The organism is Variovorax brevis, from assembly GCF_030317105.1.
Taxonomy (GTDB): Bacteria; Pseudomonadota; Gammaproteobacteria; order Burkholderiales; family Burkholderiaceae_C; genus Variovorax; species Variovorax brevis.
The window spans coordinates 261,963-284,165 of record NZ_JASZYG010000008.1 but is presented as its reverse complement, the minus strand read 5'-3'; the positions used below and the strand labels follow the sequence as shown (position 1 = coordinate 284,165).

The window sequence follows — 22,203 nt, the reverse complement described above, 5'->3', positions numbered from 1 at the left end:
CCGAATCCGGCCTCATATGTCCATAATATGGCCATTCATCCACATTATGGACGCGCACAACATGCCCACCGATGCCGCCGACCCGAATCCGAAGACCCCTTACCAATACCCGAACCCGCCGGATGCGCTGCCTGAAATCGTGGTGCAACACGCCATCCCCAAGGACGAACGCCTGTGGGTGCCGCAGGCCGAGAACGTCTGGTTTCGACCGCTGTGCCTGAACGCCAGCCAGGGTTACTGGATGAACCTGCTGAAGGTTCGCAAGTCGGGCGTGCTCAGCCGCCATCGCCACCCGCAGGCGGTGCATGGCTTCGTGCTGAAGGGCCGCTGGCGCTACCTGGAACACGACTGGGAAGCCACCGAAGGCAGCTACGTCTTCGAGCCGCCCGGTGAAACGCACACACTCTACGTGCCCGAAGACGTGGAAGAAATGATCACCTACTTCCAGGTGAACGGTGTCATGTACTACACCGACCCCTGGGGCAAGGGCATGGGCTACGAAGACGTGTTCACCAAGATCGACATGTGCAGGAAGCACTTCGAGGAAGTGGGCCTGGGCGCGGACTACGTCAAGCAGTTCATCCGATGAGCCTCCCCTACGGGCGCGCGAGATACGACTTTGCCGGCGCCGTGGCCATCGTCACCGGCGGCGCGAGCGGCATCGGCGCGGAAGTGGCAGCACTGCTGCGCAGTTTCGGTGCGCGCGTGGCCATCTGGGACATGGCGCCCGAGTCCCGAAGCGACGATGCCTGGCAACTGGACGTGACCGACTACGCCAGCGTCGAGCGCGCAGCGCAGGCAGTGCGGCAGCGATTCGGACGCATGGACTTCGTCATCAACAGCGCGGGATTCACGGGTCCGACCATGCCGCTGGATGCTTTCGATCCGGGCGTGTGGCGCAGCGTGGTCGATGTGAACCTTGTGGGCACCTTCAACGTGTGCCGCGCGGTGGTGCCGCATCTTCGTGCGGCGGGCGCGGGTCGCATCGTCAACATCGCCTCGCTGGCCGGCAAGGAGGGCACGCCCAACGCATCGGCGTACAGCGCGGCCAAGGCGGGTGTGCTCGCGCTCACCAAGTCGCTGGGCAAGGAGCTGGCCACCACCGGCATCCTCGTCAACGCGATTGCGCCGGCGGCCGTCAACACGCCCATCCTCGCGCAGATGTCGTTCTCGCATGTGCAGACCATGATCGACAAGAGCCCCATGCAGCGCCTTGGCGAAAGCAGCGAAGTGGCGCAGATGGTGGCCTGGCTGTGCTCGGGCTCCTGCACCTTCAACACCGGGTCGGTGTTCGACCTTTCAGGTGGGCGCGCAACGTACTAGATCTTTGGCCGATGCGCTTCGGCCCGCTCTCATCCATTCAACCCAACGGAGACAAACCATGAAAACACTCGTCCAAAACCTGCGCCGCCGTGCGGTGCTCGGCCTGCTGCCCGCTGCCGCCCTGCTGGCCGCTGGCCCCACGCTGGCGCAAGCACAGGCCTTCCCCAACAAGCCCATCGAACTCGTCGTGCCTTTCCAGGCGGGCGGAGGCACCGACGCCTTGGCGCGCGCCTTTGCCGAAGCCACGCACAAGCACATGCCGCAGAGCGTCATCATCGTGAACAAGCCGGGCGCCAGCGGTGCCATCGGCTGGCAGGACGTGGTCAACGCCAAGCCCGACGGCTATCGCCTGGCCGTGCTCACGGTCGAAGTGACGACGCTGCCGCACATGGGCCTGGCGAAGTTCACCTACGACGACTTCGCGCCCATCGCGCGCCTGAACGCCGACCAGGCCGCCATCACCGTGCGCGCCGACGCACCGTGGAACACGGTCGAGGAATTCCTGGCCGCCGCGAAGAAGGACAGCGGCAAGATCAGCATGGGCAACGCCGGCAACGGTTCCATCTGGCACCTGGCAGCCGCCGCGCTGGAAGACAAGACCAACGTGAAGTTCAATCACACGCCATTCCAGGGCGCCGCGCCCGCGGTGCTCGCGCTGATGGGTGGCCACATCGACGCGGTGGCAGTGAGCCCGGCCGAAGTCACGACCTACGTGCAGGCCGGCAAGCTCAAGACCCTGGCCGTCATGGCCAACCAGCGCGTGGCCGGCTTCGAGAAAGTGCCCACGCTGAAGGAACGCGGCATCGACCTGGTCATCGGCACCTGGCGCGGCATCGCGGCTCCGAAGAACACGCCGCCCGAAGTCATCGCCTACCTGAAAGACGTGACGAAGAAGGCCTCCGATGAACCGGCGTTCCGCGAAGTGCTGGCCAAGCAGAACCTGGGCTTTGCATATGCCGACGACGTCGCCTTCAAGGCGGAGATGGCCAAGGACAGCGCCTACTTCAAGACGCTGATCACCAAGCTCGACATCAAGAACTGACAGCAGGCACGATGACCTACGAGGCAGGACTTTTCAAGGGCAAGCGGGCGCTGGTGAGCGGCGCCACGCAAGGCATCGGCGCCGTCATCGCCAATCACCTGGCTGCGCTTGGCGCGCAGGTGACGGCCATCGGTCTCGGTGGCGGCGACGGCACGCTGAGCGATGCGGTCGAAGTCAAGCAAGCCGACGTCACCTCCGAGGCCAGCCTCGAGGCTGCATTGAGCGGCATCGACCGGCTCGACATCGTCTTCAACTGCGCGGGCATCATCCAGCGCGGCGCGGAGCACGACCTCGAGGTGTTCCAGAAAGTGCTGGCCGTCAACCTCACAGGCACCATGCGCGTGTGCTCGATGACGCGCGAGCGCCTGAAGGCGAGCAAGGGCTGCATCGTCAACACCGCTTCGATGCTGAGCTTCTTCGGTGGCGGGCTGGTGCCGGGCTATGCGGCGAGCAAGGGCGGCGTGGCGCAACTCACCAAGTCGCTGGCCATCAGCTATGCACCGGACGGCATCCGCGTGAACGCCGTCGCGCCGGGGTGGATCGCCACGCCCTTGACGAAGGCCTTGCAGGACGACCCGGCCCGCGCCGGTCCGATCCTGGCGCGCACACCGCTCGCGCGCTGGGGCACGCCGGACGACGTGGCGCGCGCGGCGATGTTCCTGTGCACGCCCGCGGCCTCGTTCATGACGGGGGTGATCCTGCCGGTGGATGGCGGGTACATGGTGTCCTGAGCGGCTTCGCTCGCAGGGGCCGGATAATCGCCCGGCCCCTCATTCCGCCGCCTTTCATGCCCGCATCACGGACCCCTGCTGCTCCCGCCACCCGCACACCTGCATCCGCCCAGGTCGCGGGCACGGCCGCGTTCTCCAAGTTCATGCACGTGCTGCAACTGGTGGCCGACGCCGAGGAGCCCATGAACGTCGGTGCGCTGATGCGCGCCAGCGGCTATCCGCGGCCCACGGTGCATCGCATCGCCGCGGCGCTGGTGGCAGAAGGGCTGCTGGTGGAACACCAGCGCAACGCCACGCTGGCGCTCGGCCCGCGCCTGATCCAGCTCGCCAGTCGAAGCTGGGGCCGGTCGGAGCTGCGCCTGACGGCCGTCGACGAACTCAAGCGCCTGCGCGACGTGACCAGCGAAACAGTGCACCTGGCCGTGCCCAACGGCACCAGCATGGTCTACATCGAGAAGCTCGAAAGCCCGAGCGCCGTGCGCATGGCCTCGCGCATCGGCACCAGCGTGTCGCTGCACTCGACGGCGGTCGGCAAGGCCTACCTGGCGGCGCTGGATGAGAAGGCTTGCGAAGCACTGGTCAAGGGCCTGCCCATGCCGCGCTACACCGAACACACCGTGGTGCAGCAAGCCGCCCTGCGCACGCAGATCCGGCAGACGCGCGAGCGCGGCTGGTCGGTGGACAGCGAAGAGAACGAGGCTGGCATCTATTGCTTCGGTTGCGCCATCCGCGGCGCCTCGGGCGCGCCGGTGGCGGCCATCAGCGTGAGCACGCTGATGTTTCGCCAGAAGGAAGATCCGCAACAGGCCTATGTGGCGCCTCTGCTGGAAGCCTGCCGCGTGATTTCGGAGCGCATTGCGCAGACGCCGTCGCTGTCGGCGGGCGACAACCTCTAGTCTGGTTCAACCTTCAGGCATCGGCACCAGTTGCCCCACGATGGCCGTGGGCCCGACGACTTGATCCGCCTTCACAGGCACCGTGATCGCTTCGCCCCATTTCGCCGCCGCCTCGCGCAAGGCCTCCATCACGTCGGTGGCCATGGATTCCAGCAGGTGCACTTCCCGCTTGCTGAGCGTGTGCGCCTCCACATCCAGGATGCACAGCGTGCCGATGGCCAGGCCGTCTTCATTGCGCAGCGCAGCCCCGGCATAAAAGCGCATGCCCCGCGCCTGCACGGCCGGGTTGCCCGCAAAGCGCAAGTCGCGCGTCAGGTCTGGCACCACCAGCGTGCGCGCATCGGCGACGACGTGGCCGCACAGCGACACGGATCGGGGCAGCCTCGGACCGCCCGTTTGCGCTTCCTCTTCCTGCGACGGCGCGTCCGCCATCGGCAAGTTGCCGAAGGAGCCCGCCGTGATCTGCTCGGTGGCGTCGATGAGTGACACCATCGCCATCGGCACATCGAAGATGTCCGCCGCGTGCTTGGCCGCCAGGTCGAAGATCGGCTTGGCGCGTGCGTCGAGTGCCCCGCTCGCGTTGAGCGCCTCCAGGCGCTTGGGGTCCGTGGCCAGCACGGGCGCCTGCACAAAGCCTTCGCTGAGATTGACGCCCGTGAGTTCCGCCAGCCGGATGATGGCCTCGCTCATCGAGGTGACAACCGCATCGGCGCGCACTGAACTGCTCGCATCCTCCGTGAGCAGTTCGGGCGGCGCATTCCACAGGGCGAGCACGATCTTGACGTCGGGCCAGCGGCGGCGCAGCCGGCGGCAGAAGTGCGCCGCATCCTCGCGCGGGTCGGTGCTGAAGTACGACAAGCACACCGCCTGCGCGTCCGTGAGGTCCAGCCCCGCGATGTAGTCCGCGCTCAGCGTCGCGGCTGGGCGATGGTCGGCATGCTGGCCCTGCAGCGTGAGAGCGTGCGCAAGCATCTTGGCCGCGAGCGTGTCGACTTCCCACTTGCCGCCGATGCACACCACCGTCGGCCGCATCCCCTCGGCAAAGCCACCCGAGAAGTCGGCGCGCAGCGCATCGAGGAGCGCGTCCATGCCGACCACGACCCGATGACGATGCTCGGCCGTCGCCACCACCGTGTGATCGCTGGAGGCCATGCGCAGCACAGGCAGGCCCGACGCGTCATAGAACGCAACCAGGTCCGCGTCGGCCACCTGCTTGGCGGCCAGCTCGATCGCTTCGTCCACGTCGCCGGCCAGCACGCGTTGATAGATGCGCGACGGCGTATCCAGCGCGGGCTGGCTGCCCAGCAGAACATCCAGGAACTTCAGCCGCGGCAGGTGCCGGCCGATGACCAGCAGGCACACCGTGAGCGGCGTCGACATGATCAGCCCCACCGGGCCCCACAGCGCCGTCCAGAAGGTGGCTGCGACCATGAGCGACATGGCCGACAGTCCCGTGCTCGCGCCATAGAGCCAAGGCTCGATGAGGTTGTTGCTGACGAGTTCCAGCACGACGATGAGCCCGATGACCCACAACACCATCGTCCATCCCGGGTCCACCGCAAAGGCCAGCACAACCGGAAAGATCGAAGCGATCAGCGGCCCCACGTAAGGCACGAAGCGCATGACCGCCGCCACCGCGCCCCAGAGGATCGCGCCCGGCACGCCGATGATCCACAAGCCCGCCGCCATCGGCACGCCGTAGCTGAGGTTCACCACGAGCTGCATCGTGAGGTAGCGGCTGATGCGCCGCCCGGCTTCGTCCATGGCGTCGGTCGAGCGATGCAGCGTGCCGCCCCACAGACGCAGCAGCCGGTCGCGCAGATCCAGGCGGTCGAGCAGGATCAGCACCATGAACACCAGCACGATGCCGGCCTGCGCGAGCGGCCCGCTGCTGGCCTCCAGCCATTGCACTGCCTGCTCCAGCGGCGCCGGCCGACGCGGCTCGACTTCCACGCGCTGCGGCGGTGGCGGACCCGCGCCACGCTTGGCGTCTGCCGTGCCTTCGACCTCATGCTTGAAGGTGTCGTAGGTCTTCACGGCGCCGTCGAAGAGGCCGGGTTTGTTCGCGCTTTGCCGCAGGTCGCGCAGCTTGGTCTTGATGTTGCTCTGGTAGGTGGGCAGCTGCGTGCTCAGCGAACTCACCTGGCTGCCCAGGAATGCGCCCGCCAGTCCGAGCATGGTGAGCGCGAACACCACCACCACGACGACAGCCGGCATTCGCGGCAGGCCCCAGTGGCGCAGGCGCACGACCAGCGGATCGAGCATGAAACCCAGCAGCAGCGCGAGTGCCAGTGGCATGAGGATCTCGCGCCCGAAATAAAGCGCACCGATGATGAGGCCGGCCGTGGCCAGGCCGATAAGCAGCTTGAGTTCGGGCAGCAGGTGATGAATCGACCGCTCCTGCGGCGCGGGCACACCTGCCGCTTGCGCGAGCGCATCGCGACCTTGCGCGCGGGCGCGTTCGCCGAAATGCTCGACGGGCTCGTCCGGGTTGTCTCTATCCACCATGCCTCCGCCTCGTGCCGCCGGGATGACGGTCATCTTGAGTGTGGTGACGCACCCCTCTCCGGACTGCCGGACGGATCACCCAAAGCTTGCAGGACACGCGCCCACGGCCTTGGTGAACTGGGCGATGACGGGAAGTGCCCACTTCGCCGCTCGCGCGCATACTGAACGGCGCCATGCAACTGGAGCCCTTCATACGCGTCGACGACGTTTCTTTCTCGGCCACGCAGGAGGATGTCTTGCGCCTGCGCGGCACGCCCGCCCTTGTGTGCCGCAACGGCATCGGCCTGAACGAACTGGACTACGGCGATGTGATCTACCGCTTTCAGGACTGCGGCCGGCTGGAAGAAATCACGCAGCAGGCGCCGGTGCTTCAATTCGGCAACGTGTCGGTGCCCTTCGGCGTGCTGGCGTCCTTTGTGCGAACTTCAGACCCGGCGCTGTTCGAACGGGCCGGCATGCTCGTCTCGCCGCGATTCGGCCTTGCCTTCGATCCGGGCGAACGGTGCTGGGTCACGGCGCTGGCCGCGCACTGCCTGGACGAATGGCGCGCCTTGTGAGGCGCTTTTCCACACCCCGTTGACCGCGATGCAGCGCTTTCCCGTAGTCGTAAGCCTGATGCGCGCGCCAGTTGTTTTTCATTAGTCTCCACAGGCGTCAGCACCTCAACACTGATCGTGAACAGGAGACCGCCCCATGCAACGCCGCGCTTTCAACCTCGCCATTCCCTCGGCCTTGCTGGGGCTGCACGGCTTTGCGGGTGCACAGGCCTTCCCCAACAAGCCGATCCGCTACATCGTGCCGGTGGCAGCGGGCGGCGGCAGCGACATGGTCGGGCGCACGGTCACGGAGCGTTGGGGCAAGCTGCTCAACCAGACTTTCGTGGTGGACAACCAGGGCGGCGGCGGCGGCGTCATCGCATCGCAGAACACGGCGCGTGCACCCGCCGATGGCTACACCTTGATGCAGGGCTATGTCGCCACGCACGGTACCAGTCCCGCCACGCGCAAGCTGCCCTACGACCCGGTCAAGGACTTCACGCCCATCGGCATGATCGGCGGCACGCCCAATGTGCTGGTGCTCAACATCGACGTGCCGGCCAAGGACTTCAAGGAGTTCGTCGCCTACGTCAAGGGCAACCCGGGCAAGTTCAGCTACGGCTCGGCCGGCCTGGGCTCGCTCACGCACCTCACGATGGAACTGTTCAAGCAGCAAACCGGCACGGAGATGACGCACGTGCCCTACCGCGGCGTGGCGCCGGCCTTCACCGACTTGCTGGGCGGTCAGACGCAGGCCATGTTCCCCGGCCTGGCAGCGGCCATGCAGTACATCAACTCGGGGCGCGCGCGGCCCATCGCCGTAACAGGCAAGACACGCCATCCGCAGATCAAGGACGTGCCAACGCTCGAGGAACTCGGCCTGACGGGCTTCGACGCCATGCAGTGGTATGGCGTCGTCGGTCCGGCAGGCATGCCCGCTGACGTGGTCAAGCAACTCAACGACACGCTCAACACGGTGCTCAAGGCGCCCGACCTGGCCGACAAGCTGGCCATCGAAGCGGTGGAGCCGATGCCGATGTCGTCGCAGGCATTCGGCGACTACATCCGCGCCGACGTGGCGCGCTGGACCCAGCTGGCGCGCGAACGCAAGATCGAACTCGAAAACTGATTCTTGAGGCACACGACATGGCACGCAACACACAGGTCGCAGCAGACCACAACGCACCGCCCATCACCCGCATCCTTGCCGAGTACGTCGCGGGCCATCCCTCGCGCGGCTGGAGCGACGCGGTGGATCACGAGGCGCATCGCACATTCCTCAACTGGCTGGGCTGCGCCGTGGGTGCCGCGCAGCATGAAGCGGTGCACGCTGCACTGGCGGCCGTGCAGGTGCTGCAGCCTGCGCCGCAGGCCACCATCCTCGGCCGCGCCGAGAAAGTCGACATCGCCAATGCGGCGCTGCTCAACGGCATCAGTTCGCACACCTTCGACTTCGACGACACGCACCTCAAGACCATCATCCACCCGGCTGGCCCCGTGGCCTCGGCCGTACTTGCCCTTGCCGAGCACACCGGCGCGAGCGGGCGCGCGGTGCTCGACGCGCTGGTGCTGGGCATCGACGTCGCGTGCCGGCTGGGCAACACCGTGTACCCCGAGCACTACGACCGCGGCTGGCACATCACCGGCACCACGGGCATGTTCGGTGCGGCGGCGGGTTGCGCGCGCCTGCTCGGGCTCGACGCGGACAGGACGCAGATGGCGCTCGGCATTGCGGCGTCGCAGCCGGTGGGTTTGCGCGAGCAATTCGGCACCATGACCAAGCCCTTCCATCCCGGCGGTGCGGCGCGGGCCGGACTCATGGCCGCGTTGATGGCGCAGCACGGCTACACGTCGAGCCCGAAGGCCATCGAAGCGCCGCGTGGATGGGCGCAGGTGGTGTCGACGAAATACGCGTGGAACGAAGTGACGGACGAACTGGGCGAGCGCTTCGAGATTTCCTTCAACAGCTACAAGCCCTTTGCCTGCGGCATCGTGATCCACCCCAGCATCGATGCCTGCGTGCAGTTGCGCGAACGCGGCGTGAAGGCCGAGCAGGTGGAGCGCATCGAACTCAAGGTGCATTCGCTGGTGCTCGAACTCACGGGCAAGAAGGAGCCGGCCGATGGGCTGCAAGGCAAGTTCAGCGTGTTCCACGGCTGCGCCGCGGGCTTGATCTTCGGCCGCGCGGCGGGGGAAGAGTTTGCGGACGACATCGTCTCGCGCCCCGACGTCGTCGCGCTGCGCCGCAAGGTCGTCGCCACGGTGGATGACGGCATCGACGAAGCCAGCGTCGACGTCACCGCGGTGCTCAACGACGGTCGATTCGAACATGTGTTCGTCGAGCACGCCATCGGCTCGCTGCAAAGGCCGATGAGCGACACCGACCTGGAGCGCAAGTTCCACGGCATGTCGGATGCCATCATCGGACAACAGCGCACCGACGAACTGCTGCGTTCGTGCTGGTCGCTGGGCGAGGCGGCGGATGTGCGCGCGCTGACGGGGCTGGCGCGTCCGTGATCCGCGTGATCCGGCGCGAACCGATGACCGTCTGACCAGCGAGAGACCGAAGCACATGAACCACCTTCCGAGCGGCACCCGTCGCGCCTTCTGCACCGCCGCAGGCGCACTCGCACTCACGGGCTGCGCCGGGCCGGTGCCCGACCCACGCGCCGCGGCCATCGCGCAGTTGGGTGGCACCGGCAAGCTGCGCGCCGCCATCAACTTCGGCAATCCGATCCTCGCCACTCGGGGACCGGGCAGCGAGCCGCACGGCGTGTCGGTGGACCTTGCGCGCGAAGCAGGGCGCGGGCTGGGCTTGCCTGTGGAACTGGTGCAGTTCAATTCCGCCGGCAGCGTCGTCGAGGCCATCAAGGCGCGGCAGGTGGACATGGCCTTCGTTGCCATCGATCCGGTGCGCGCGGCCGACATGGACTACACCGCGCCCTACGTCATCATTGAAGGCGCTTATCTGGTGCGCAATGAATCACCGCTGCAGCGCAACGAGGAGGTCGACCACACCGGCACGCGCGTGGTCGTGGGACGTGGCAGCGCCTACGACCTGTACCTCACGCGCGAGTTGAAGATGGCGACACTGGCGCATGCGCCAACGTCACCCGCGGTCACCGACATGTTCCTCGCACAGAAGCTGGACGTGGCTGCCGGCGTGAAGCAGCAACTCGAAGCAGATGCGAAGCGCGTGGGCGGCGTGCGCCTGCTGCCTGGCCGCTTCATGGTGATCGAGCAGGCCATGGGCGTGCCCAAGGGTCGCACGGCGGCGCAGGCGTGGCTGAGCAGCTTCATCGAGGAGATGAAAGCGTCTGGCTTCGTGGCGGATGCGCTGAAGCGGCACGGCATCGAGGGCGCGGCAGTGGCGCCCCGGCGCGGCGGCGTCTGAGCGGGAGCGGGCGCAGCACGCAGTCGTCTCCTCATGGTTCGCGAAGGCGCGTGGCGCGCATGCGTGTGCCCGCCTCCATCGTTCTGGCGTCACACGACGAACGGATACCCGCGCCGACGTTCGGGTCAAGGCCAAGGTCGCTATAGTCAACCATTCAGTTCACTATTTTCAACCCCCTTGGAGCAGGACCGATGACCAGCCAAGCCGCTCTCCGCCCGGGTGCGCATGACGCGCCCGATTCCAACTGGTCCATCGTGGCCGCAGGTGCGCTGATGACCTGCGTGGCCATTGGTGTCGTGTTCTCGCTGGCCGTCTTCCTGGCGCCCATGGGTGCAGCGACAGGCTGGTCGCGCGCGGGCATCTCCGCCGCGATGACGCTGGCCTTCTTGAGCATGGGCGTGGCCGGCTTCGGCTGGGGCGCGTTGAGCGACCGCTACGGCCCGCGCGTCGTCGTTCTGGCGGGCACGGTGTTGCTGGGGTTGTCGGCCGTGCTGGCCAGCCGTTCATCGAGCCTGATCGAGTTTCAGCTTTGCTTCGGCGTGATGACGGGCGTTGCCGCGGGCAGCTTCTTTGCGCCGGTGATCGCGACCACCGCGTCTTGGTTCGACCGGCATCGCAGCCTGGCCGTTTCACTGGTGTCGGCCGGCATGGGCGTGGCGCCCATGTCCATCTCTCCATTCGCGGCCTGGCTGGTCACGCACTACGACTGGCGCACGGCGCAGTTGATCATCGGCATCGGCGCGTGGGCGCTGCTGCTGCCGGCGGTGTGGTTCATCCGCGCCGCGCCGGGCACGGCCGCCGGAGACGCGACGACGGTTGCGCCGGCGCCTGCAGCAGGGCCACCGATGCGGGTCGGGGAGGCGCTGCGCTCACGCGCGTTCCTGGTGCTCAGCGCCACCTTCTTCGCCTGCTGCGCCGCGCATTCCGGACCGATCTTCCACACGGTGTCGTATGCGATCGGCTGCGGCTTGCCGACCTTCGCTGCCGTCACCATCTACAGCATGGAAGGCGCGGCGGGACTGGGCGGGCGCCTGCTGTTCGGCGTGCTGGCGGATCGGCTGGGCGCCAAGCGGGTGCTCATCGCCGGCTTGCTGATCCAGGCCTTTGCGGCAGCGAGCTACCTGCTGGTGAATCAATTGAACGGCTTCTATGCCGTGGCCATCGTCTTCGGCATGGCCTATGGCGGCGTGATGCCGCTCTATGCGGTGCTGGCCCGCGACTACTTCGGCGCGCGCATCCTGGGCACGGTGCTCGGCGCCGCGACGATGGTGTCCAGCCTGGGCATGGCGCTGGGCCCCGTGCTGGGCGGCTGGCTTTACGACCGCTCCGGCAGCTATGCGTGGATGTACATCGGCTCGCTGGCCGTGGGCCTGGGCGCGGTGGCCATTGCGTTTGCGTTTCCGCGTGGCGCGCGCGCGGAGCAAGGCCGCTTGCAGCCGGTGGGCTGAGCATTCCATTTGGCAAATGCGCGCGTCGCGGAAGAAAAGGAAGAACCCGAACCGGCGACCACGCCGTCGTTTAAGCTTGGCGCACCTGCTTTCACGGAAGGCCTGCGCCATGCTCCAGATGCGTCCCGGATGCGAGTGCTGCGACCGCGACTTGCCGGCCGATTCGGCCGATGCCCGTATTTGCTCCTTCGAATGCACGTTCTGCAGTGACTGCGCGCAGCAGCGCCTTGGCGGACGTTGTCCCAACTGCGGCGGTGAACTGATCCCCCGACCGCGACGGCCGGCCGACAAGCTCGCGAAATTCCCGGCCTCGAGCACGCGGGTGTTCAAGCCCGGGGGCTGCACGGCCGGGCCATGAGCGCCGTCACGGTCCGTGCGGCGCGCGACGGTGATGCTGTCGCGGCGGCAGCCTGCGTCAATGCTGCTTTCGAGCCCTATGTGGAGCGCATCGGCAAGCCGCCAGCGCCCATGCTTTCCGACTACGCGGCCCTCACCGCCGAAGGCGAAGTCTGGGTCGCCGAACTGGATGCACGCGTGGTGGGTGTTCTGGTTCAGTACGAGACCACGGACGGCTTCTACATCGACACCGTTGCAGTGTCGCCGGCGATTCAGGGCACCGGGGTGGGCCGCGCATTGCTGGTGTTTGCCGAAAACGAGGCTCGCCGGCGAGGCTTCAAATCGATTTACCTTTGCACGAACGCCAGGATGACGGAGAACCAGTTGCTGTATCCGCGCATTGGCTACGTCGAGTACGACCGCCGGGCCCAAGGCGGCTACGAGCGCGTTTTCTACCGCAAGAGGCTTTGACTTGTCATGAAGCAACGGTTTTTCGTCCACAGCTGAACCCGCGCGCCCCATGCTGCAAACCCTCGCCATCACCGGACCCATCTACCTCGTGATCGCGCTGGGTTTCCTCGCGGGACGATTCGGCGTCTTCACCAAGCTGGACATGCGCGTGCTGGGCACCTACGTCGTCCGGTTCGCACTCCCGGCGCTGGTGTTCACGGCCCTGTCGCAACGGCCGGTGAGCGAGGTCATGAACGGGCGCTACGTGCTGGGCTACGCCATCGGCTCGCTCACCGTGATGCTGGCCGCCTTCGGTTGGGGCTGGCGCTGGCAGGGCAAGAGCTTCACCCTGAGCGCGCTGTGCGGGCTGGGCTGCGCGAGTTCGAACAGCGGCTTCATCGGCTACCCGATCGCCATCCTGGTGGCCGGCCCCGCGTCCGCGGCGGTGGGCCTGGCGATGTGCATGCTGGTGGAAAACCTGCTCATGATTCCACTCACGCTCGTGATGGCCGACAGCGGCCGCGCGGGCGGCGGCAAATGGCATCGCATCATCGTGCAGTCGATGATCCAGCTGGGGCGCAACCCGGTGATCCTGGCGATCGTCGGCGGCTTCGCGGTCTCGTTGATCGGCATCCCCATCACCGGGGTGCTGGCGCGCACCATCAACATGCTGGCCATGTCGTCAGCGGCGGTATCGCTGTTCGTCATCGGCGGCACGCTGGTGGGCTTGAAGACCAAGGGCATGCGGCGCGACGTGACGGCCATTGCGCTGGGCAAGCTGATCCTGCACCCCTTGGCGGTGGGTCTGATGATGTGGCTGCTGCCGCCACAGGACGACACCCTGCGTGCGGCGGCGGTGGTCTTTGCGGCCGTGCCGATGCTGAGCATCTACCCCATCCTGGCGCAGCGGTATGGGTTCGAGGACATGTGCGCTGCAGCGCTGCTGCTGGCGACGGTGCTGTCGTTCGTGACGATCAGCGTGATCTTGTGGTTGCTGGGGCCGGTGCTGGGGTGGGCGGCGTGACGCAGGCGTTGTTCATGGAGGTCCGGATGCTTTGGCTGAAGGCCTCTGCGCGCGATCTGTAGCGCACGCTACTCACGCGACGGCAGGCGCAGAAGTCAGCCACCGTCCGAACGTGGAATCCAGCGCCGCCACACCTTGCGCGCCACGCGCACCCGAGCCTGTGACGCAGGCCTGCCCGGTGCGCGTCTCGCGCGGGCTGTAGCCGAACTTCGCGCGGAACGCGCGGCTGAAGTGCGTCGCGCTCTTGAAGCCGTTGTCCGCCGCGATGCGACCCAGGTAGCTCCGCTGCGTCGGCGATGCCAGCAGGCCATGGATGCGCAAGAGCCGGCGGTCCTGCAGGTAGTTGAGCACGCCGCCATCGGCTTCGAAGAGCCGGTAGAGCGTGGAGCGCGAGATATGGAAATGGGCGCAGATGCTGTCGGTGCCCAGGTCTTCTTCCGTCAGGTGCTCTTCCATGTACTTGCGGATCTGGCGCAGCAAGGTGCTTTCCATGGCGGGCCGTGCAAGGCCGAGCATGTCGATCGATGGCGCGAGGCTGGCTGCCAATAGTTGCAGCGTGGCGACCATGGCGTCCGGCGCCTCCTTGCGCGTGATGCGCGGCAGCAGCGTGGAAAGCGATTGCAAGTGGCTGGCCAGGATGGTGCTGCAGGCGCCCATCGGCACCACGCCATGCAGGTCGAGCTGGCGCGGCATCAGCGCATCGAGCGACGCGCGCGGGATGAACACCGTCAGCACGTCACCCTCGCAGTACACCGAACGCGGCTGCGCGAAATCGCTCACCAGCAACTGCCGTGGCCCGACGCTCGTGCGGCGGCCGTTGGCGTCGAGATGCATGGTGTGGGGCGCCTGGTTCAGGTGCAGCACGTAGTGGTCGAGCTTGTCGCGCGCGATGCTCGCGGGCGTGCGGGTGAGGGTCTGCGCGCTGTAGTGGCCACGCACGACCATCACGCCGCCGAGGTTCCAGCCCGTCGTGCGGGAAGCCCAATCCTGCGGCATGTGATCCGAGGGCAGGCTGACGTCCAGCGCCGGGCCCACGCATTCGCGCCAGCGCTCCAGCCGTTCCTTCGGTGCACCTTCCGCGGTCTCGAAGCTTTCTGCGGGAAGCAACAGGTCGTCATCGCACAAGAGTGTCATGCCAAGGCTCCGGGGGTTTCAGGCCTGCATGTCACGCGTCTGGGTGCGTGGGGCGGGCGTTGAGTGGAAGGCTTTCGCGCTGAGAGTGTCGACACTTTATGGACGGAACGCCCGTTTGTCCACTATTTTTACAATCTCCTCGCTACACTGTCGACATTGAATATCGAAACTAATTCACATGAATCAGCCCCAGGCGACCGAGGACATCACCGTCGACACCATCGTCGAATCGGTGCGGGGCAGCATCATCCGCGGCGAACTGCCGCCGGGCAGCATCGTCAATTCGGTGGACATCGCCAACCGCTTCGGCACCAGCCGCACGCCCGTGCGCGAGGCCTTGCTGATCCTCAACCAGTACGGCCTGGTCACGCTCACCGCCCGGCGACGGCCGCAGGTCACGCCGGTCTCCGCGCAGGCGATCCGCGACCTCTATGCGTTGCGCGCAGCGCTGCACGCCTACATCTCGGACGCGATCGTCGCCAACGCGCCGGATGAAGCGCTCAGGGCCTTGCGCGCCCACGCCGCTGCGCTGGCCGCCGACCGGTCGGACCAGGGCAGCGAGGAGTACATGGTGCTCATCGAGGCCTACCTTGCCGAAGAAGCGCGGCTGTGCGGCAACGCGCTGGTGATCGAGGTGCTCGACTCGCTGAAATGGAAGATCAGCTGGTTCCGCCGCATCGGCAAGATGAGCGAGGCGCAGGTGAAATCGCTCGCCGCCGACCGCCTGCGCGTCGCCGATGCCTACCTCGACCGCGACGCCCGCCTGGCCAACGCGCTGAACCGCTCCATGCTCCAACGTGGCGGCGACTACTGCGAGCAGAACTTCCTGGCGACGCACCCGGCGACAGACCTCCAGCCTGCCGGAAAGTGACGCGCGTGACACGCGGCGTCAAGACGCGGCTTGCGGCAAGGCATCGAGCGATCGAAGGATCCGCCGCGTGATGTCCATTCGCTTGGGCAGGTCGGACATGCGCTTGGGCGTGTCGATGATCAGCGCGAAGAACACCGGGCCGCTCGGCCATTCGACCCAACCGACCCACCAGCCGACCTTTCCGCTCCAGCCGCTTTTCGCGCGCAGGATCCAGTCGGGGCCGGCCTCGTTGACCATCACGTCCTTCACGAGTCGCTGGTGTTGGACCCGGAACGGCAACTGGTTGCGATAGAGCGCTTGCAGGAAAGCCACTTGCTCCAGCGCCGAGATCGCCAGATCGCCTTCGACCCAGAAGGGCTGCGCGCCGGTCGCCAGTTCATTGCCATAGCCGATTCGTTGAAGGTACTCCGTCTCGCGTTTGGTTCCCAGTTCCCTGGCGAAGCGCTCGAACACCCAGACGGTGGAATTGCGCATGGCGCTGCGCAGGTCCTGGTCCGCATTCCATGCGGGGACGGAGCGCTGGACGCCGTCCCACGGGATCACCTGGAACTCGTCGCGCAACAGGCCGGCGTCGAGCGCGAACAGGCTGTGGGGCACCTTGAAGGTGGAGGCGGGCGTGTAGCGCCGGGCTGCGCGCTGGCGGTCGAAGACCCGCGTGGCCTCGCGCCCGCGGCGGCCGTCCACCACGGCGATGGTGCCTTGCGCATCGGATGCCGTGAAGACGGCGGACCAGTCCGAGCGTTCCTGGATGTCGCTGGCGGCCAGCGCCTTGCCGGCCACGAAGAGGGGCGCGGCCGAAAGGATCAGTTGTCGTCGATTCATGTCTTGATGGGGTTGTCGCCTTCTTCGCGCATCAGCAGCACGATCAGCACCAGCATCGCGCAGGTGAGGAACATCACGGCCTTGGCTTGGCCGTTCCATATCTGCGATTGCCACATGCAGAACCACTCGCCACCGACGACCACGAAGCCGACGAAGTAGAGCAGGAACACCAGCACGAGCCCGCAGGCTGCGAGCGGCTTGGCGGCGATGAAGACAAGGCGGTCGCGGCGCCCGCGCCACAGGGCCCATGCGCCGGCCAGGCACAGAGCGCTCATCACGAACTCGGTCGCGATGATGGCCCAGTAGCCGATCGACTGAATCATCGGGCTGGTGATGGCGCGCCACTTCAGCGCGTTGTCAGGAAACACCGTGTCCATGGAGAGCACGTGCTGCACGAAGTGCCAATTGGAGTCGTAGTCGAAGATGTTGTCGGCAGCGATGAGCAGGGCCCACAGGCCCACGGCCAGCACCATGACTGTTTTGAGCAAGCGAATGGTCATTGTCGTTCTCCTTGCAACTGTTGACTACGCCGCGCCCCACACGCAAGCCGCGAGGATCAAGGCACCGACAAGGTCGGTGAGCATCGCGAAGTTCTCGCGCGCATTGCGGTGCGGCTGCGCCATGTGATTGACGCCTGCGAGCCCGAGAAACACGGCCCCCGCGATCGCAACAGGCGCGGCCCACGCAGGCCACCACAGGCTCAGGATGCCGATGGTCCCGAAGGCCGTGTTGGCGAAGCCAAGTTCGCGCACGAGGATCAAGGACTCATCGCTTTCCAGGCCGAGGATGTCTCGCGCCGTGTACGCAGGCTTGAGCATCTGCCGTAACCCGGCGCTGCCCAACCGCGCACCGACGATCCAGAACGCGAACCAATGGAGCGCGAGCGCCCAGTCGAGCGCTGCGTGATGCGCCAACACCGCGAATGCAATGCACGCCGCGGGCGCCAGGAACATGAGGACAGTCACGATGATGAAGTAGGACATGGAAAGTAGTCGGTTGAAGTGGCTCACGACGCAGGCAGTTCGCGCAGCGGAAAGAAAAAGCTCGCGGCCACCAGGCCGAGTGCGCCGCCGAGCAGCGTCTCCCACAGCCTGGCCGACAGCAGCAGCAATGAATGCTCGCCACTCGCGGCAAGCGTGACGACCAGCGTGAAGGTGTAGGCGCCGCATGCCACGTCGTAGTGCTCGGGAAGCGCCACCGCGTAGATGATCATCGCGATCGCCGCGGCCGTCCACACGACCACGGCGACGTGCTCGGCCAGCGGCAGGCAGGCCAGGCCGAGCGGAAGCCCGATGGCGGTGCCGATCACGCGCTGGCGGATGCGCGCCACCGTGCCCGCGGCGGTGCTGGTGATGACGAAGGTGCAGGCCGCCATGGCCCACACCGATTCGATGAGCCCGATGAAGCCATTCAATCCCACGATGACCAGCGCCGCGAGCGCCGCCTGCAGGCCCATCACGGTTTCGGCGTCGAGCCACCGGTAGGTCGCGACGGCGGGCGTTGGCGTCGTGGGTGTGGGCAGTTCGGCAGGCCCGCTGAGCATGCGCGGCACGATGGAGGCGACGGCGGCGATCAGGCCGGCGATGGCGATCGTCGCGAAGTCCGCGCCCGTCAGCTGCAGTCCGTAGGCCAACAATTGCCCGATGAAGAACTGCGAACCCATGCCGCTGCCCAGGATGCCCCAGCGCTTGGAGAAGCCGACGGCAAAGGCGCCGAGCACCAGCGTGGATTCAGGCACCACCTGGCCGCTGTGCGCGAGCCATGGCGTGAGCGCCGCCGTGAACGCGGCGCCCAGCACGGCACTCGCCGACATCAAGCCGAGGTCGCGCGCCGATTCGAAGCGCGTCGTGCGGCCTTCGCACACGCTGGCCCACAACGCAAAGCCACCGGCCAGCACGGCCAGTGGCGCGGTCTGCGGCGAAGCAGCGGTCGCCGCGAGCGACGCACCCATCAGCGCGGCAATGCCATAGGCCGTGACCAACCGCAGGCCCTTGACGCGCCGATGCGCGCCGGGGTCGACGCGGTCCAGCCAATGGAGGGCCGATGCCATCCGCACGCGTGTCACCACATCGCCACCGGCTTACCAGCGGCGGCCCTGGTGGTACTCGTCGGCGATCGCCACTTCGGACTGCGCTTGCTGGATGAGTTCCACGGCGCGGCCGGCGTGGCCGCCGAAGGTCGGGCCGTTCACGTTCTGCGCCGAGTGGATGTGGTTGATGGCCGCTTGCATCGCCTCTTCCGCGCTCTGGAAGTTGGGATGCGAGAGGGCGAACGAAGCCGCGCAGGCGCTCAGCGATGCGACGCACAGCGCGCCGAGGAAGAAGGCTTTCAGTTGGGACATTTCGGGTTCTCGTCGGTGAGTGATGGATGAATGGATGCGTACGAAAACGTACGCCGTTGAATTTAGAAGCGACGCGCGATCTGAAGTGGTGCGTGCATCCCAATTCATGCCTGTGCGTCTCCATGCGCGGACTTGCAGCGCATCAACGCGTGAAACGCCGGGGCACGAAATGGGATGCAGCGGCCACACACCGCAGGTGCCCGTTCCTACCATTTCTTCACCGCAATCAATGCACTCGTGCGGCGTGCGGAAGACCTTCACAACCAACCCGCGGGCGAGACCCGCATCGATGAGGAATTCGACATGCAATCCCATTGCAATACCCCGCCAAGGCGCAGCCCCTGGCAACCCCTTGCCGTGCTGGCCGTGTCCGGCGCCGCCCTGCTCGGCGCGATCGCGGCGCAAGCCGACGACAGCCCGACCGTCTACGTCAATGACGCCGGCGTCGAGTACGTCAGCGGCGGCATCGGCGCGGGCGAGGCTGCCCTGATGAAACACGCCAGCAACCAGTGGCCCGCGAGCTTCGAGTTCGCGATCCGCGACGGCAAGCGCGCGGCCTTTGCGTCCGACGTGCAGGTCACGGTGCGCGACGCATCCGGCCAGCCGGTGTTGCGCGATGTGGTCACGCAAGGCCCCTTCCTGCTCGCGCAGCTGCTCCCGGGCCGCTACGACGTGCAGGCCACCTTCGCCGGCCGCACGCTCACCCAGCGCATCGACGTGCGCACGGGCGCGCCCGCGCACAGCGTGTTCGTGTGGCCGGCCGGCACCGGCGTGAGCGCAAGCTCCTGAACGGGACACATGGCCATGTCCTCCAACTGGAAACACAAGCTGCTGGCAGCTGCCTTCATCAGCACCCTCGTGGCGGCCACGGGCGCTGCGAGCGCCGCCAGCGCCACGCAGTCGCCGGGCGCCGTGGCGGTCGACGCTTCGATGATCGTGCCGGTCTCCGGCGGTTGCGGGCCCAACGGATGGCGCGGCCCCTGGGGCCATTGCCGCTACACGCCTTACTACGGCCCGCTGCCCGGCGGCTACTACCAGCCGCGGCCTGTCGTGAGCAATGGTTGCCCGCCCGGCTATTGGCACGGGCCGTGGGGCCACTGCCGCAACACGCCGTATCACGGACGCCTCCCGGACGGCGGCTGGAAGTGAGCGGCGAGGCGATCGTCAGCACGGCCCGGCCGCGGCGCGAGGAGCCGATCATCCGCATCCCGGCGCTGGGGCTCACCGTGCGGGTGCGCTTTCCGTTCGAGGCCGACAAGGCGCAGGCCACGGTCATCGAGACCACCAACGCGGCCGGCTTCGGCCCGCCGCTGCACCGGCGCGCCGAGTCCGAGACCTTCGAGATCGTGACCGGCCGCTACCTCTTCGAAGTCGACGGCCGGCGCTTCATCGCGCGGCGCGGCGACCTGGTGCGCGTGCCCGCCGGCGCGGCCCGCGCCTTCGTCAACGTGACGGGCACCGGCGCGCGCCAGCAGGTGATCATCGAGCCGGGCATCGACGCCGTGCGCTTCTTTCGCGAGCTGGCCGCGCTGCTCGATGGCAAGGCCACCGACCGTGCCGCACTGCGCAGCTTCGGCCGGCGCTGGGGCGTCGTGCTGCTGGGCGCTCCGCTGAAGGTGGGCGGTGGCGGATTCGATGGCGAGGCGCCATGAGCGCTGCGCGCATCCCAACGGCGGGCAGCGAGGACACGCAGTGCCGAGCGCCGGGGTCTTGTTCATGACCGGATCCGTCTTCGTCGAGCTGCGCTTCTGGATCGCCGTCGTGGCGTCCTTCGTGGTGCCGCTGTGCCTTTACCTGTCGTTGCGCAAGCGTCGCGCCATTTCGTCCGGGTCGGTGTTCTGGCTCGGCCTGACGCTGGTAGTGATTGCGGCGGCCGACGTGAGCATGCTGCATGGCCTGCAGGCGGCCGCGAGCAAGTCGCCATCGCACTTCGACAACTTCTTCGATTCTGAATTGGCGATCGGCCTCTACCTGATTCCCGCCCTCTTCGGTGGCATCGGCATCGACCTGGTGTCGAGCGTGTTCCGTCGCCATCTGGAGGCGGCCGAGCATCGCTACAAGTCAGACAAGCACGAATCGCGATAGCAGCGTCGCGGCTGCCGGGAGCACGGGCAGCTCTTGCGGTGCCAGCAGGTGCGCGCACGCGTTGTCGGGCGACAAGCCGTGCAGGCGCATCGGCTGCGGCAAGGCGGCGTCGAGCGTGTCGCGCGGGATGTACAGCACGGCGGTTCCCAAAGAAGTCGTCGCTGAGGCGATCAATGTCGCTGCTGCGTCCCTCGCGTGGTTTCACACGTTTTTGTGCTGGCTTTCGTGTGGCCGCGAGGGCCCTTGTCACTCCTCAACCACTATTGCTTTTCCACCTTTGCCGTAGCTGCGACCTTGGCCCAAAGCTGTGTGTTGCCCTTGAGCATCTCGCTGAACGCGTCGCCCGCAACAACCGACGGGACCGACCCGAGGTCATTGGAGAACTGCTGCACATCGGCGCTGGCCATTGCAGTCGTCACCTCCTTTTGCAGCCTTTGGACGGCTGATAGCGGTGTGCCCTTGGGAGCCCACAAGCCAGTGAAGTTGATGACGCCATAGCCCTTCACGCCCGCCTCTGCGAAGGTGGGCACGTTCGGCAGGGCCGCGAGCCGTTTGTCGCCGCTGATGCCCAGCAGCCTGACCTTGCCCCCCTTGACCTGACCCATGATCCCCGGCGTTGACGCGATCTGGAAGTCAATCGTGCCGGAGAGCAAGGCAATCGTCGCCTCGCCCGCGCCCTTGAAGGGCACGTGCGTCACCTTGATGTTGGCTGCGCTCGCCAATGCCTCGGTGGCGAAGTGCGGCGTCGTGCCTGCGCCGCCCGTGCCGTAGTTGAGTTTGTCGGGGTTGGCCTTGGCATAGGCGATCAGGTCGGCCAGTGTCTTGAAGCGGGAGTCGGCTGGCACCACCAGCGCCATCGGCGCAAAGTTGAAGCCGACCACTGGAACCAGGTCCGCCTGCTGATCGAAAGGCAGCTTGTTGAAGACGTGCGGCAGGATCGTGTAGGTGGTGTCGTTTGCCATCAGCGTGTAGCCGTCGGCCGCCGACTTGGCAACCTGTTGCGCCCCAATGGTGCCGGTGGCGCCGGCCTTGTTCTCGACGTAAAAACTCTGTCCGGTTTGCTCGGTCAGCTTCTGCGCGACTTTTCGGGTCACCTGGTCGACAGCGCCGCCCGGTGGGTACGGCACGACGATCTTGACCGGCTTGGTGGGATACGCACCTTGGGCCATGAGTGGCCCCGCAGGAATTGCGCAGATGACGAGAGCGGCAGCCGAGGCCAGCGCGAGATGGCGAGTGTTTTCGAAAGCGTAGGTCATGGGTGT

The 22,203-nt window shown here is 66.8% G+C and carries 27 protein-coding genes; 18 read left to right on the top strand and 9 right to left on the bottom strand.

The window, feature by feature from the left end; all coding sequences use genetic code 11:
- The first annotated feature begins 61 nt into the window (after positions 1-61).
- Genes QTI66_RS25220 through QTI66_RS25200 form a run of 5 tightly spaced genes read left to right on the top strand, consistent with a single transcriptional unit; the run spans position 62 to position 3,992 of the window.
- A complete protein-coding gene (locus QTI66_RS25220) occupies positions 62-589 on the top strand; it encodes a 2,4'-dihydroxyacetophenone dioxygenase family protein (protein WP_286562798.1) in 528 nt (175 codons plus the stop codon).
- The gene (locus QTI66_RS25215; RefSeq protein WP_286562797.1) at positions 586-1,323 is read left to right on the top strand and encodes an SDR family NAD(P)-dependent oxidoreductase; all 738 of its coding nucleotides are present in this window, start codon (positions 586-588) and stop codon (positions 1,321-1,323) included. The genes QTI66_RS25220 and QTI66_RS25215 overlap by 4 nt, the downstream gene beginning before the upstream one ends.
- A 58-nt stretch (positions 1,324-1,381) precedes the next feature.
- Complete coding sequence (locus QTI66_RS25210) at positions 1,382-2,365, top strand: tripartite tricarboxylate transporter substrate binding protein (protein WP_286562796.1); 984 nt, start codon at positions 1,382-1,384, stop codon at positions 2,363-2,365.
- An 11-nt stretch (positions 2,366-2,376) separates the two neighbouring features.
- Complete coding sequence (locus QTI66_RS25205) at positions 2,377-3,096, top strand: SDR family NAD(P)-dependent oxidoreductase (protein ID WP_286562794.1); 720 nt, start codon at positions 2,377-2,379, stop codon at positions 3,094-3,096.
- A 56-nt stretch (positions 3,097-3,152) separates the two neighbouring features.
- Positions 3,153-3,992 (top strand): IclR family transcriptional regulator, encoded by an 840-nt coding sequence (locus tag QTI66_RS25200; RefSeq protein ID WP_286562793.1) that lies wholly within the window; start codon positions 3,153-3,155, stop codon positions 3,990-3,992.
- A gap of 6 nt (positions 3,993-3,998) precedes the next feature.
- Here QTI66_RS25200 and QTI66_RS25195 read toward each other — a convergent pair whose 3' ends face one another.
- Positions 3,999-6,500 carry an AI-2E family transporter gene (locus tag QTI66_RS25195; protein ID WP_286562792.1) on the bottom strand — a complete coding sequence of 834 codons (2,502 nt, stop codon included), beginning with the start codon at positions 6,498-6,500 and terminating at the stop codon, positions 3,999-4,001.
- Positions 6,501-6,673: 173 nt separating this feature from the next.
- Here QTI66_RS25195 and QTI66_RS25190 point away from each other — a divergent pair, with 173 nt between their 5' ends.
- The 8 genes from QTI66_RS25190 to QTI66_RS25155 all read left to right on the top strand — a co-directional run bounded on the left by QTI66_RS25190 (position 6,674) and on the right by QTI66_RS25155 (position 13,688).
- Entirely contained in the window at positions 6,674-7,057 is a 384-nt protein-coding gene (locus QTI66_RS25190; RefSeq protein ID WP_286562791.1) for a hypothetical protein, read from the top strand.
- Positions 7,058-7,193: 136 nt separating this feature from the next.
- On the top strand, positions 7,194-8,165 hold the full coding sequence (locus tag QTI66_RS25185; RefSeq protein WP_286562790.1) for a Bug family tripartite tricarboxylate transporter substrate binding protein: 972 nt from the start codon (positions 7,194-7,196) through the stop codon (positions 8,163-8,165).
- Between the two features lie 17 nt (positions 8,166-8,182).
- The gene (locus QTI66_RS25180; RefSeq protein ID WP_286562789.1) at positions 8,183-9,553 is read left to right on the top strand and encodes an MmgE/PrpD family protein; all 1,371 of its coding nucleotides are present in this window, start codon (positions 8,183-8,185) and stop codon (positions 9,551-9,553) included.
- 55 nt (positions 9,554-9,608) lie between these two features.
- Positions 9,609-10,430 (top strand): ABC transporter substrate-binding protein, encoded by an 822-nt coding sequence (locus QTI66_RS25175; RefSeq protein ID WP_286562788.1) that lies wholly within the window; start codon positions 9,609-9,611, stop codon positions 10,428-10,430.
- Between the two features lie 191 nt (positions 10,431-10,621).
- Entirely contained in the window at positions 10,622-11,878 is a 1,257-nt protein-coding gene (locus tag QTI66_RS25170) for an MFS transporter (protein WP_286562787.1), read from the top strand.
- A 109-nt stretch (positions 11,879-11,987) separates the two neighbouring features.
- The gene (locus QTI66_RS25165) at positions 11,988-12,236 is read left to right on the top strand and encodes a DUF1272 domain-containing protein (protein ID WP_286562786.1); all 249 of its coding nucleotides are present in this window, start codon (positions 11,988-11,990) and stop codon (positions 12,234-12,236) included.
- Positions 12,233-12,685 carry a GNAT family N-acetyltransferase gene (locus QTI66_RS25160; RefSeq protein WP_286562785.1) on the top strand — a complete coding sequence of 151 codons (453 nt, stop codon included), beginning with the start codon at positions 12,233-12,235 and terminating at the stop codon, positions 12,683-12,685. The genes QTI66_RS25165 and QTI66_RS25160 overlap by 4 nt, the downstream gene beginning before the upstream one ends.
- 49 nt (positions 12,686-12,734) lie before the next feature.
- Positions 12,735-13,688, top strand: coding sequence for an AEC family transporter (locus QTI66_RS25155; protein ID WP_286562784.1), 954 nt, complete (start codon positions 12,735-12,737; stop codon positions 13,686-13,688).
- A 72-nt stretch (positions 13,689-13,760) separates the two neighbouring features.
- Here QTI66_RS25155 and QTI66_RS25150 read toward each other — a convergent pair whose 3' ends face one another.
- Positions 13,761-14,822: a helix-turn-helix domain-containing protein gene (locus tag QTI66_RS25150; RefSeq protein ID WP_286562783.1), complete on the bottom strand. Its 1,062-nt coding sequence runs from the start codon at positions 14,820-14,822 to the stop codon at positions 13,761-13,763.
- Positions 14,823-15,000: 178 nt separating this feature from the next.
- Here QTI66_RS25150 and QTI66_RS25145 point away from each other — a divergent pair, with 178 nt between their 5' ends.
- Positions 15,001-15,693, top strand: coding sequence for a GntR family transcriptional regulator (locus tag QTI66_RS25145; RefSeq protein WP_286562782.1), 693 nt, complete (start codon positions 15,001-15,003; stop codon positions 15,691-15,693).
- 18 nt (positions 15,694-15,711) lie between these two features.
- Here QTI66_RS25145 and blaOXA read toward each other — a convergent pair whose 3' ends face one another.
- From blaOXA to QTI66_RS25120, 5 genes are read right to left on the bottom strand one after another with little or no spacing between them, the layout of a single operon-like run.
- Entirely contained in the window at positions 15,712-16,515 is an 804-nt protein-coding gene (blaOXA, locus tag QTI66_RS25140; protein WP_286562781.1) for a class D beta-lactamase, read from the bottom strand.
- Positions 16,512-17,015: a DUF2165 family protein gene (locus QTI66_RS25135; RefSeq protein WP_286562780.1), complete on the bottom strand. Its 504-nt coding sequence runs from the start codon at positions 17,013-17,015 to the stop codon at positions 16,512-16,514. The genes blaOXA and QTI66_RS25135 overlap by 4 nt, the downstream gene beginning before the upstream one ends.
- 24 nt (positions 17,016-17,039) lie before the next feature.
- Complete coding sequence (locus tag QTI66_RS25130) at positions 17,040-17,498, bottom strand: DUF6790 family protein (RefSeq protein ID WP_286562779.1); 459 nt, start codon at positions 17,496-17,498, stop codon at positions 17,040-17,042.
- A 23-nt stretch (positions 17,499-17,521) separates the two neighbouring features.
- Positions 17,522-18,565: an FUSC family protein gene (locus tag QTI66_RS25125; RefSeq protein WP_286562778.1), complete on the bottom strand. Its 1,044-nt coding sequence runs from the start codon at positions 18,563-18,565 to the stop codon at positions 17,522-17,524.
- Between the two features lie 30 nt (positions 18,566-18,595).
- On the bottom strand, positions 18,596-18,856 hold the full coding sequence (locus QTI66_RS25120) for a hypothetical protein (RefSeq protein ID WP_286562777.1): 261 nt from the start codon (positions 18,854-18,856) through the stop codon (positions 18,596-18,598).
- A gap of 303 nt (positions 18,857-19,159) precedes the next feature.
- Here QTI66_RS25120 and QTI66_RS25115 point away from each other — a divergent pair, with 303 nt between their 5' ends.
- The 4 genes from QTI66_RS25115 (at position 19,160) to QTI66_RS25100 (ending at position 20,941) form a co-directional block, all read left to right on the top strand.
- Positions 19,160-19,645: a peptidase associated/transthyretin-like domain-containing protein gene (locus QTI66_RS25115; protein WP_286562776.1), complete on the top strand. Its 486-nt coding sequence runs from the start codon at positions 19,160-19,162 to the stop codon at positions 19,643-19,645.
- A 141-nt stretch (positions 19,646-19,786) separates the two neighbouring features.
- Complete coding sequence (locus QTI66_RS39935) at positions 19,787-20,005, top strand: GCG_CRPN prefix-to-repeats domain-containing protein (protein WP_444815048.1); 219 nt, start codon at positions 19,787-19,789, stop codon at positions 20,003-20,005.
- A complete protein-coding gene (locus QTI66_RS25105) occupies positions 20,002-20,508 on the top strand; it encodes a cupin domain-containing protein (protein WP_286562774.1) in 507 nt (168 codons plus the stop codon). Before QTI66_RS39935 ends, QTI66_RS25105 begins: the two co-directional genes overlap by 4 nt.
- A 64-nt stretch (positions 20,509-20,572) precedes the next feature.
- Positions 20,573-20,941 (top strand): hypothetical protein, encoded by a 369-nt coding sequence (locus QTI66_RS25100; protein ID WP_286562773.1) that lies wholly within the window; start codon positions 20,573-20,575, stop codon positions 20,939-20,941.
- Here QTI66_RS25100 and QTI66_RS25095 read toward each other — a convergent pair.
- Both QTI66_RS25095 and QTI66_RS25090 read right to left on the bottom strand, forming a co-directional pair.
- On the bottom strand, positions 20,918-21,079 hold the full coding sequence (locus QTI66_RS25095) for a hypothetical protein (protein ID WP_286562772.1): 162 nt from the start codon (positions 21,077-21,079) through the stop codon (positions 20,918-20,920). The genes QTI66_RS25100 and QTI66_RS25095 overlap by 24 nt on opposite strands.
- Before the next feature lie 122 nt (positions 21,080-21,201).
- Entirely contained in the window at positions 21,202-22,197 is a 996-nt protein-coding gene (locus tag QTI66_RS25090; RefSeq protein WP_444815044.1) for a Bug family tripartite tricarboxylate transporter substrate binding protein, read from the bottom strand.
- Between the last annotated feature and the right edge of the window lie 6 nt (positions 22,198-22,203).

What these genes read in the sequence shown, in the direction of transcription:
- QTI66_RS25215 (WP_286562797.1), top strand. Translation starts at nt 586, where the DNA reads ATGAGCCTCCCCTACGGGCGCGCGAGATACGACTTTGCCGGCGCCGTG.
- QTI66_RS25190 (WP_286562791.1), top strand. Translation starts at nt 6,674, where the DNA reads ATGCAACTGGAGCCCTTCATACGCGTCGACGACGTTTCTTTCTCGGCC.
- QTI66_RS39935 (WP_444815048.1), top strand. Translation starts at nt 19,787, where the DNA reads ATGATCGTGCCGGTCTCCGGCGGTTGCGGGCCCAACGGATGGCGCGGC.
- QTI66_RS25195 (WP_286562792.1), bottom strand. Translation starts at nt 6,500, where the DNA reads ATGGTGGATAGAGACAACCCGGACGAGCCCGTCGAGCATTTCGGCGAA.
- QTI66_RS25115 (WP_286562776.1), top strand. Translation starts at nt 19,160, where the DNA reads ATGCAATCCCATTGCAATACCCCGCCAAGGCGCAGCCCCTGGCAACCC.
- QTI66_RS25125 (WP_286562778.1), bottom strand. Translation starts at nt 18,565, where the DNA reads ATGGCATCGGCCCTCCATTGGCTGGACCGCGTCGACCCCGGCGCGCAT.
- QTI66_RS25210 (WP_286562796.1), top strand. Translation starts at nt 1,382, where the DNA reads ATGAAAACACTCGTCCAAAACCTGCGCCGCCGTGCGGTGCTCGGCCTG.
- QTI66_RS25175 (WP_286562788.1), top strand. Translation starts at nt 9,609, where the DNA reads ATGAACCACCTTCCGAGCGGCACCCGTCGCGCCTTCTGCACCGCCGCA.
- QTI66_RS25165 (WP_286562786.1), top strand. Translation starts at nt 11,988, where the DNA reads ATGCTCCAGATGCGTCCCGGATGCGAGTGCTGCGACCGCGACTTGCCG.
- QTI66_RS25200 (WP_286562793.1), top strand. Translation starts at nt 3,153, where the DNA reads ATGCCCGCATCACGGACCCCTGCTGCTCCCGCCACCCGCACACCTGCA.
- QTI66_RS25130 (WP_286562779.1), bottom strand. Translation starts at nt 17,498, where the DNA reads ATGTCCTACTTCATCATCGTGACTGTCCTCATGTTCCTGGCGCCCGCG.
- QTI66_RS25185 (WP_286562790.1), top strand. Translation starts at nt 7,194, where the DNA reads ATGCAACGCCGCGCTTTCAACCTCGCCATTCCCTCGGCCTTGCTGGGG.
- blaOXA (WP_286562781.1), bottom strand. Translation starts at nt 16,515, where the DNA reads ATGAATCGACGACAACTGATCCTTTCGGCCGCGCCCCTCTTCGTGGCC.
- QTI66_RS25220 (WP_286562798.1), top strand. Translation starts at nt 62, where the DNA reads ATGCCCACCGATGCCGCCGACCCGAATCCGAAGACCCCTTACCAATAC.
- QTI66_RS25160 (WP_286562785.1), top strand. Translation starts at nt 12,233, where the DNA reads ATGAGCGCCGTCACGGTCCGTGCGGCGCGCGACGGTGATGCTGTCGCG.
- QTI66_RS25100 (WP_286562773.1), top strand. Translation starts at nt 20,573, where the DNA reads ATGACCGGATCCGTCTTCGTCGAGCTGCGCTTCTGGATCGCCGTCGTG.
- QTI66_RS25145 (WP_286562782.1), top strand. Translation starts at nt 15,001, where the DNA reads ATGAATCAGCCCCAGGCGACCGAGGACATCACCGTCGACACCATCGTC.
- QTI66_RS25155 (WP_286562784.1), top strand. Translation starts at nt 12,735, where the DNA reads ATGCTGCAAACCCTCGCCATCACCGGACCCATCTACCTCGTGATCGCG.
- QTI66_RS25205 (WP_286562794.1), top strand. Translation starts at nt 2,377, where the DNA reads ATGACCTACGAGGCAGGACTTTTCAAGGGCAAGCGGGCGCTGGTGAGC.
- QTI66_RS25180 (WP_286562789.1), top strand. Translation starts at nt 8,183, where the DNA reads ATGGCACGCAACACACAGGTCGCAGCAGACCACAACGCACCGCCCATC.
- QTI66_RS25120 (WP_286562777.1), bottom strand. Translation starts at nt 18,856, where the DNA reads ATGTCCCAACTGAAAGCCTTCTTCCTCGGCGCGCTGTGCGTCGCATCG.
- QTI66_RS25170 (WP_286562787.1), top strand. Translation starts at nt 10,622, where the DNA reads ATGACCAGCCAAGCCGCTCTCCGCCCGGGTGCGCATGACGCGCCCGAT.
- QTI66_RS25150 (WP_286562783.1), bottom strand. Translation starts at nt 14,822, where the DNA reads ATGACACTCTTGTGCGATGACGACCTGTTGCTTCCCGCAGAAAGCTTC.
- QTI66_RS25090 (WP_444815044.1), bottom strand. Translation starts at nt 22,197, where the DNA reads ATGACCTACGCTTTCGAAAACACTCGCCATCTCGCGCTGGCCTCGGCT.
- QTI66_RS25135 (WP_286562780.1), bottom strand. Translation starts at nt 17,015, where the DNA reads ATGACCATTCGCTTGCTCAAAACAGTCATGGTGCTGGCCGTGGGCCTG.